We start from the raw sequence: 6,020 nt of genomic DNA on the forward strand, positions 1-6,020 counted from the left end.
CGCCGTGCCGGCGGCCGGTGCCGGCGCGGCCGCCGAGGCGGTGCCGAAAGTGCGCCAGATCGCAGCGGACAGCCCTGCCGACAGCGCCGCGAAGCCGAGCCAGCCGAGCGTCGCGCGATGGCCCGCGAGCGCGCTGCCGATCAGCCCGGTCAGCACGATGCCGGCGCCCGGCCCCGCATAGATGACGCCGCTCCACGCGGGCGCATGGAGCTCGGCGAGCCGCCGCAGCCCCCACTGCGACACGAACACGAACGTCCACGCGCTGACGACGCCGGCGACGAAGCGCACCGCGAGCCAGACCGGCAGCAGATGACCGACGCCCATCGCGGCCGTCAGCAGCACCGTGGCGGCGAGCCCGACGCGCACCATCCGCGCGGGCGGCACGCGCAGCGCCGCGCAGCTGACCGCGCCGACGAAATACCCCGCATAGTTCGCCGACGCGAGCCAGCTGCCGGCTTCGAGCCCGAGCGAGCCGTCGGCGAGCATCAGCGGCAGCAGCGGCGTGAACGCGAACCGGCCGACGCCGAGCGCGACCGCGAGTCCGACCATGCAGGCGAGCGCCGCCGCGCGCGCACGGCGATCGGCGTCACGCGACGCATGCGGGTGGACGGCGGCGGACGGTGCATCGGAACGGGACATGGCGCAATGGACCGGCGCGACACGCCGGCCGACACGGAAATCGGATGACGCCATCGTAGCTTGACCAATCATTCTCGAAAAATGAATAATTCAGAATCCACCCATCGCAGGGAGAGAATCATGGATCTGGCGGCGCTGGCGATTTTCCGCGCGGTCGTGCGCGAGAACGGCGTGACGCGCGCGGCCGCGAAGCTCAACCGCGTGCAGTCGAACGTGACCACGCGCATCAAGCAGCTCGAGGAGGAACTCGGCGCGGCGCTGTTCGTGCGCGACGGCCGCCGGCTCGTGCTGACGCCGGCCGGCCGCACGTTGCTCCCGTATGCGGAGCGGCTGCTTGCGCTGGCCGACGAAGCGCGCGATGCGGTGCGCGAGGACACGCCGCGCGGCCGGCTGCGGCTCGGCACGATGGAAAGCACGGCCGCGAGCCGGCTGCCGGCCGTGCTCGCGCGCTATCACCATGCCTGGCCGGACGTGTCGCTCGAGCTCGTCACGGGCACGACGGGCTGGCTGATCGACCGCGTGCGCGAGTTCGACGTCGACGCCGCGCTGTTCGCGCGGCCGCCCGCGCCCGACACGCTGCCCGACACGTTCGAGACCGTGCCGGTGTTCCGCGAGGAACTCGTGCTGCTCACGCCGCGCGGCCATCCGCCGGTGCGCACGCCGCGCGACGTGATCCTGCCGACGCTGATCGCGTTCGAACGCGGCTGTACGTACCGGAAGTACGTCGAGCAGTGGTATGCCGAATACGGGCTGAAACCCGCGCGCGTGCTGGAGCTCGGCTCGTATCACGCGATCGTCGCGTGCGTCGCGGCAGGTGCCGGCATCGCGGTCGCCCCGCGCTCGGTGCTCGACCTGCAGCCGGAGACGGACAACGTCGCGCAGCACGCGATCGCCGGATTCGGCGCGATCGATACGCTGCTCGCGTGGCGGCACGGCTATGAATCGGCTGCCCTCGCCGCGTTGCGCGACGCGTTGACCGATGCCGCGCCGACCGCAGCCGACGGCGACAAACGTGCGGCCACGATAGCGGCGTAACGCGAGCGACACTCGCCGGGCGGTTCACCGTTGGTGCGCCGCGCTGCTCGCCGGGCTCGGAATGCAGAACGCCCCGACCGGCCTGCGCCGATCGGGGCGTTTCGTTTGCTTGCGTGACGCCGGCGAAGCGCGGCCCCGCGGCGGGCGCCGCGCGGCCGCGCGCTCGGGCGATCAGAGCCGTGCTTCGACCCAGCCCTTCACGCCGGCGAGCGCGGCCGGCAGGTTCGCCGGTTCGGTGCCGCCGGCCTGTGCCATGTCGGGGCGGCCGCCGCCCTTGCCGCCGACCTGCTGCGCGACGAAGTTCACGAGCTCGCCGGCCTTGACCTTCTTGCTCGCCTCGGCCGTCACGCCGGCGATCAGGCTGACCTTGCCGCCCTCGACCGCCGCGAGCACGATCGCCGCGCTCTTCAGCTTGTCCTTCAGCTTGTCGACCGTCTCGCGCAGCGTCTTCGCATCGGCGCCGTCGAGCGTCGCGGCCAGCACGTGCACGCCGCCGACTTCGACGGCCTGCTGCGCGAGCTCGTCGCCCTGGCTCGACGCGAGCTTCGACTTCAGCGCCGCGAGCTCCTTCTCCAGCGACTTGACCTGATCCTGCACCTGCGCGATGCGCTGCGTGAGCTCCGCGGGCTGCGCCTTCAGCGCGGCTGCCGCTTCGTTCACGCGCGCGTCGAGTTCCTGCACGTAGCGCACGGCGTTGTCGCCGGTGATCGCCTCGACGCGGCGGATGCCGGCCGCGACGCCGCCTTCCATCACGATCTTGAAGAGGCCGATGTCGCCGGTGCGGCTCACGTGCGTGCCGCCGCAGAGCTCGCGCGAGAAGCCGAGGTCGAGCACGCGCACTTCGTCGCCGTACTTCTCGCCGAACAGCGCCATTGCGCCGCCCTTCACCGCTTCGTCGTACGGCATCACGCGCACGATGCCCGGCGCGTTGGCCAGGATTTCGTCGTTGACGATCTGCTCGACGCGACGGATTTCGTCGTCGGTCAGCGGCGCGTTGTGCGCGAAGTCGAAACGCGTTTTGTCCGCGTCGACGAGCGAGCCCTTCTGCTGCACGTGCGAGCCGAGCACTTCGCGCAGCGCCTTGTGCATCAGGTGCGTCGCCGAGTGGTTGCGCTGCGTGCGCGCGCGGCGCTGCGCGTCGATCTCCGCGCGCAGCACGTCGCCGACCTTCAGCGTGCCCTGCTCGAGCGTGCCGTGGTGGCCGATCACGTCGGCCTGCACCTTCAGCGTGTCGGCGACCGCAAAGCGCGTCGACGCGTTCGCGAGCACGCCCTGGTCGCCGACCTGGCCGCCCGATTCCGCGTAGAACGGCGTGTGATCGAGCACGACGACCGCATCCTGACCGGCCTTCACTTCGGTGACGGCCGAGCCGTCGACGTACAGCGCGACGACCTTCGCGTCGTCGAACGCAATCTCCTCGTAGCCGTGGAACGTCGTCTTCGCGCCCGTGTATTCGAGGCCCTGCGCGGCCTTGAACTTGCCGGCCGCGCGCGCCTGCTCGCGCTGGCGCGCCATCGCGTCGTCGAACGCGGGCTCGTCGACCGTCACGCCGCGCTCGCGGCAGACGTCGGCCGTCAGATCGAGCGGGAAGCCGTAGGTGTCGTGCAGCTTGAACGCGAGTTCGCCGTCGAGCACCTTGCCGCCCTTCGCCTCGAGATCGGCGAGCGCCGATTCGAGGATCGACATGCCGTGCTCGATCGTTTCGAAGAAGCGCTCCTCTTCCTGACGCAGCACGTCGGTCACGCGCTGCTCGGCTTCCTTCAGCTCCGGATACGCGGCGCCCATTTCGGCGACGAGATCGGCCACCAGCTTGTGGAAGAACGCTCCCTTGCGCCCGAGCTTGTAGCCGTGGCGGATCGCGCGGCGCACGATGCGGCGCAGCACATAGCCGCGGCCTTCGTTGCCCGGAATCACGCCGTCGACGATCAGGAACGCGCAGGCGCGGATGTGATCGGCGATCACCTTCAGCGAGTTGTTGTTCAGATCGCCGACTTCGGTCACGCGCGCGGCGGCCTTGATCAGGTTCTGGAACAGGTCGATTTCATAGTTGCTGTGCACGTGCTGCAGCACCGCGGCGAGACGCTCGAGGCCCATGCCGGTATCGACACACGGCTTCGGCAGGCGCGTCATGTTGCCCTGCGCGTCGCGGTTGAACTGCATGAACACGAGGTTCCAGATTTCGATGTAGCGATCGCCGTCTTCTTCCGGCGACCCCGGCGGCCCGCCCCACACCTCCGGGCCGTGATCGTAGAAGATCTCGGTGCACGGGCCGCACGGGCCCGTGTCGCCCATCGTCCAGAAATTGTCGGACGCGTAGCGCGCGCCCTTGTTGTCGCCGATCCGGATGATGCGCTCGGTCGGCACGCCGACTTCCTTCGCCCAGATGTCGTACGCCTCGTCGTCTTCCTGGTACACGGTGACCCACAGCTTGTCCTTCGGCAGCATGTAGACCGTGGTCAGCAGCTCCCACGCGAAGCGGATCGCGTCGTGCTTGAAGTAGTCGCCGAACGAGAAGTTGCCGAGCATCTCGAAGAACGTATGGTGCCGCGCGGTGTAGCCGACGTTCTCGAGGTCGTTGTGCTTGCCGCCCGCGCGCACGCTGCGCTGCGCCGTCGTCGCGCGCGTGTACGGACGCCGGTCGGTGCCGAGGAAGACGTCCTTGAACTGGACCATCCCCGAGTTCGTGAACATCAGCGTGGGATCGTTACCGGGCACGAGGCTCGACGAGCGGACGATCGTGTGGCCCTTCGATTCGAAGAATTTGAGAAATTTCTCGCGGATTTCGGCAGCTTTCATGGCGTGCGGGGACAGTCTGCTAAGACGGCTTCAAACGCCGGCGGCCGTTGCGGACGCGCGGCGGCATGGTTCGGAAACGATCGATTATACGGGATTGAATGCGATTCCCGGCAAAGCGGCTCGGCGCTCCGGCCGGCCCCACGGGGCCACCGGCGGCGCCGATTCGCCTTAAGATGCTCGGCATGCCAATTCGCCTTGCCGCGCAAGGCCACGCCATGAAAGGAGACGAATCGACGATGGGTGCCCTGAGCCATATCCGCGTGCTGGACCTGACCCGCGTGCTCGCGGGCCCGTGGTGCGCGCAGACGCTCGCCGACTTCGGCGCCGACGTGATCAAGATCGAGCGCCCGGGCGCCGGCGACGACACGCGCCACTGGGGGCCGCCCTACCTGAAGGACGCGCACGGCGCCGACACCGCCGAGGCCGCCTACTATCTCGCGGCGAACCGCAACAAGCGCTCGGTGACGGTCGACATCGCGACGCCCGAAGGCCAGCAGATCGTGCGCGAGCTGGCCGCGCAGAGCGACGTCGTGCTCGAGAACTACAAGGTCGGGCAGTTGAAGAAATACGGGCTCGACTATGCATCGCTGCGCGCCGTGAAGCCCGATCTCGTCTACTGCTCGGTGACGGGCTTCGGCCAGACCGGCCCGTACGCGCATCGCGCGGGCTACGACTTCATCGTGCAGGGAATCGGCGGCTTCATGAGCATCACGGGCGAGCGCGACGGCGTGCCGGGCGGCGGCCCGCAGAAGGCCGGCGTCGCGATCGCCGATCTCGCGACCGGCCTCTATTCGACGATCGCGGTGCTCGCCGCGCTCGCGCATCGCGACCGCACGGGCGTTGGCCAGTACATCGACATGGCGCTGCTCGACGTGCAGGTCGCGCTGCTCGCGAACATGAACACGAACTTCCTCGCGAGCGGCACGCCGCCCGTGCGCTGGGGCAACGCGCATCCGAACATCGTGCCGTACCAGACGTTCCAGACGAGCGACGGCTGGATCATCGTCGCGGTCGGCAACGACGGGCAGTTCCGCAAGTTCGTCGAAGCCGGCGGGCGGCCGGAGCTCGCCGACGACGAACGCTTCGCGACCAATCCCGCGCGCGTGCGCCATCGCGACACGCTGGTGCCGATCCTCGCGGAGATGGTGAAGACGCGCAGCAAGACGGCGTGGATCGACGCGCTCGAGGCGGCCGGCGTGCCGTGCGGGCCGATCAACGATCTGGCCGAGGTGTTCGCGAACGAGCAGGTCGTCGCGCGCGGCATGGAAGTCGCGCTGCCGCATCCGTGCGGCGCGGATGTGAAGCTCGTGCGCAATCCGGTGCGGATGAGCGCGACGCCGCCGGATGCGCGCACCGCCCCGCCGCTGCTCGGCGCGCACACCGACGACGTGCTGCGCGATATGCTCGGCTACGACGATGCGCGGATCGCGGCGCTGAAGGCGAAGCAGGCGATCTGAGCGGCGCGGCGCTCGGCACTCGGGCGGGCCGAGCGCATGCGCGGCCACTGCGTCGGCGCGCCGCCGAAGCGGCATCGGGCCGGGCGCTCGCGC

4 protein-coding genes are annotated in these 6,020 nt (G+C 69.7%); 2 read left to right on the forward strand and 2 right to left on the reverse strand.

Going from position 1 to position 6,020, the window contains the following annotated elements:
• Positions 1-639, reverse strand: a 639-nt coding sequence (locus HMPREF3115_RS04480) for a YbfB/YjiJ family MFS transporter (protein WP_176748737.1), incomplete at its 3' end; no start/stop codon positions are given.
• 120 nt (positions 640-759) lie between these two features.
• Between HMPREF3115_RS04480 and HMPREF3115_RS04485 the strand changes: the two genes are divergently transcribed.
• Positions 760-1,674, forward strand: coding sequence for a LysR family transcriptional regulator (locus tag HMPREF3115_RS04485; protein ID WP_006405002.1), 915 nt, complete (start codon positions 760-762; stop codon positions 1,672-1,674).
• A 171-nt stretch (positions 1,675-1,845) separates the two neighbouring features.
• Here HMPREF3115_RS04485 and alaS read toward each other — a convergent pair whose 3' ends face one another.
• Positions 1,846-4,470, reverse strand: a complete 2,625-nt coding sequence (alaS, locus tag HMPREF3115_RS04490) for an alanine--tRNA ligase (protein WP_006402148.1) — start codon at positions 4,468-4,470, stop codon at positions 1,846-1,848.
• A 236-nt stretch (positions 4,471-4,706) separates the two neighbouring features.
• Between alaS and HMPREF3115_RS04495 the strand changes: the two genes are divergently transcribed.
• Complete coding sequence (locus HMPREF3115_RS04495; protein ID WP_006402150.1) at positions 4,707-5,927, forward strand: CaiB/BaiF CoA transferase family protein; 1,221 nt, start codon at positions 4,707-4,709, stop codon at positions 5,925-5,927.
• The last annotated feature ends 93 nt before the right edge of the window (positions 5,928-6,020 follow it).

The sequence above is a fragment of the Burkholderia sp. HMSC10F09 genome (genome assembly GCF_001806955.1).
GTDB lineage: Bacteria > Pseudomonadota > Gammaproteobacteria > Burkholderiales > Burkholderiaceae > Burkholderia > Burkholderia multivorans.